Here is a 3,144-nt window from a genome sequence, read left to right as displayed (position 1 = left end):
TGATCGAGGTGCAAAACGGGGAATACCTCGGGGAGGACGACATCGTGCGCTTTGAGGATGACTACGCCCGCCAGTAGAGGGATCCCCTGGGCATCCGAATCCACGATTTGTGCGTACAGACCCCGAAAGCTTACAGATTTCTGCATGTCGGGCAAACTTGGGTCAGGTGGGCCAAGGGGCTTGCCTGCACTAGACAAGTGAGGGATAAGCAAGAGGGGGTCAAGGTGACGCAGAAGGCAAGGCAGTGGGCTTTGTGGGTTGCCGGTTTGCTTTGGTGTTGCGGGCCGACGGCTGTCCACGCAGCGGAAGTCATTTCTCTGCAAAGGCTGGGCTACGACCGCTCGGTGCTGCTGCAAGGAGCTAACCCGCGTCTAGATATCGGGATCCCTGCCCCCCTCAACGGCCTTGACCCTGAGGCCAGCTTTGTGCAGTTGCGCCTGGATCCCTCGCCGGTGCTCAAGCCCACGTCCACGGTGCGGGTGCTGATCAACGAGGAGCTAATGGGCCTTTTTCTGGTGCGGGACCTGCGGCAGGAGCCGGTGGTGCGGGTGCCCATCCCCAGCTTGGCCGCTGGCGAGCGCTTTATCACCTTGTCGGTGCAGCCTTTCCTGAGCATCAGCGACGATATTTGCGCCGACTTGAATACCGGCAACCTGCTGCTGACGGTAGGGCGGGACAGTTTCTTTGAGCTGGCGCCCCTCGTTCCTGATGCCACGGTGGCCGGTTTTCTGGGCCGGCTGTATCCTCAGGTTACTTTGGTAGTGCCGGCCAATCCTTCCTCTGAGACGGCGGAAGCAGCTCTGTGGCTGTACAGCCTCCTTTCTCACCTGTTTCCGCAAACGCCCATCCTGTGGAGCAACCGTCCGAAGCAGGGGGCACAGGTGATCTTAGAGCCGGCCAATTTCACCCCCCACTTGCAGCATCAAATTACCCCAGAGGGATCCCGCCTGCGAGTGGCCGCCCGCCGGGAAGCTATTCTTGCTCTCTATGAAGAATGGAAGCGGGCGGGGCTGGTCAGCCGAGGCATCCAGGTGACAAGGGTGGCGGATCTGGAGAGAGCGCTCAGGGCCAACCGCCTCAGCCTGCGAGAGCTGGGGATCGTGGATCCGCTGCTGCGGGGGTTTGGCAGCCAGTCTTTGGTCTTCAACTTCAGCCTGTCCCAATTAGGGGGACGACCGCGGGATCTGGCGGCGCAACTAGACGTCATTATGAACCCGGTCGATGGCCGAGTGGGGGATCGCCTCACCGGCTACGTGTTCTTGAATGGCGTTCTGTTGCGCACCTACAACCTAACCGGGCGCACCCAGCTCAACGAAACTGTGACCCTGCCCACCCGCCTGCTGCGCCGCTTTAATCAACTGGAGCTCCGCTTTGACTATGGCGCCAGCCCCGGTAATTGCCAGGGATCCCTGACTCCGCTGACCCTACAAGTGCGCTCGGATAGCTCTGGCTTTATCTGGAGCGGCTACCAAGCCCCTAGCGGCGAGCTGCAGGAGATCCCGGCGGTGCTTCGAGGATCCGGCCAAGTGTGGGTAGGGGATCCCCAGTTGCTGCCAGCTACTGCTTATCTCTTGGGTGCCCTTGGTCGTCTGTCGGCACAGCCCTTGTTGCCCACCCTCCAGTTTTTGCCGGAGGGGAAATCCCAACTCCAAGCAGAGAACTTTGCCTGGCAGATAATCGTGGCCGGGCCGGAGCAGGTGGAGCTCAACAGCCCCATCCGGTTGGGATCCCAGTTTGAAATCATCAATCCCCTGAACCAGCAGGTTGCCCTGGCAGCTCAGCCCCAGGAGAATCTCGGCCTTTTGCAATACTTTCTCCTCCAAGGCAAGCCCACCCTTTGGCTTTCCTGGTGGGGATCTGACCCGGCTTTGGCAGAGCGCCTCAGCCGCGGCCTTGCCGATCCGCGCACCCGCCTGGCCAACCAGCTACAGGGAAACGTGCTCACCGCCTATGCCGCTGCCCCCGATCTCACCCAAGTACAGAGCTGGGATCTCACGCCGGCAGGCTATCGAGTGCGCTACCCCGGTCGCTTCAGTTGGCAGCTTTTGTTGTGGCAATACCGCTTTTGGCTGGTGCTTTTGTTGGCCATCCTGCTGGCTGTGGGGGCATGGGACACCTATCGACGTTTGGCCCGGCGACCTGAGCCGCCAACCCCCTCTTAAGCCAAGCGAGAACCTAAGATTCGCCTAGAATTAACCTGATTTTGAGCTTATGTTAACGCTGATCGAATACTGGTTGGTGCGCACAGGCTGTCTAACCCAGGAGCAGTTGGCAAAGGCTTATCGCTATCAAAAACAAGCTGATTGTTCCCTGCCGCGGGCCCTCTGGAGCTTGAGGGCAATGCACCCCCGTCAGTTTGCTCGCCTCTGCTGTCAGATCTTGGATCGGCCCAAGCTGAGGAGTTGGTTGCTCGAGCATCCCCTCGACCTAGAGCTGCCTTGGCTGATCGAGCCTATCGATCTGGTGCCGGTGCGCTTTCTGCCCTGTGGCTGGCTCGACCCGCAAACCGTAGTGGTTGCTACCGAGGAGCCGGGCCATCCCATTGTCTGGCAAAATGTCAAGCGCCTCTGCCCCGAAGCCGATCGGATGTGGGAGATCCCGGCCACCGAAAAACAGATTCTGACCGCCCTCATTGAACGCAGGCTGACGGCAGAGCTGGTAGGCAGTCGGCTTACTCTAAAACAATGGCAGGATCTTCTGGCCATTCGTCGCCGCACCGGATCCAGCCTAGGTCAGCTTTTGACCCGGCTCAGCTACCTTTCCACGCCGGAGTACCTGAGCATTCTCACTCAGTTGTTAGGGTATCCGACAGTGTCTGAATTGATAGGGACAGGGCTGCTTCATCGAGATCCAGCTTTGAGCAAACAGTTTGATCCTGAGGTGATGATGCGTCACCTGTTCTATCCCTTGGCCTGGACGGATCAGAACACTCTCACGGTGATGGTGAACGACCCCCTGGACTGGGCGGTGGATGAGATCCTCTACGCTTGGCGGCCAGGCTTGCGTATTGAAAAAGTTCTGGGCACCGAGCAGGATATCACGCAGCTTCTCAGCCAGGATCAGGGCTCCCAGTTTAGCCAAGAAGCGGTGTACAAGCTCATGGCCCGCCTGCCAGAAGAATCGGCCTCGCGGGTGTTTACCCCC

1 protein-coding gene and 2 pseudogenes are annotated in these 3,144 nt (G+C 59.6%); all 3 read left to right on the top strand.

What is annotated here, in order from left to right; all coding sequences use genetic code 11:
* Positions 1 to 77 (top strand): annotated as a pseudogene (locus NW856_RS10165) (mannose-6-phosphate isomerase); the annotation flags it as partial.
* 147 nt (positions 78 to 224) lie between these two features.
* Positions 225 to 2,162, top strand: a complete 1,938-nt coding sequence (locus tag NW856_RS10160) for a cellulose biosynthesis cyclic di-GMP-binding regulatory protein BcsB (RefSeq protein WP_414400109.1) — start codon at positions 225 to 227, stop codon at positions 2,160 to 2,162.
* A 49-nt stretch (positions 2,163 to 2,211) separates the two neighbouring features.
* Positions 2,212 to 3,144 (top strand): annotated as a pseudogene (locus NW856_RS10155) (glycosyl transferase); the annotation flags it as partial.

Source organism: Synechococcus sp. R3-13, from assembly GCF_047462195.1.
Classification (GTDB): Bacteria; Cyanobacteriota; Cyanobacteriia; order Thermostichales; family Thermostichaceae; genus Thermostichus.
This window is presented reverse-complemented; position numbering and strand designations above follow the sequence as displayed.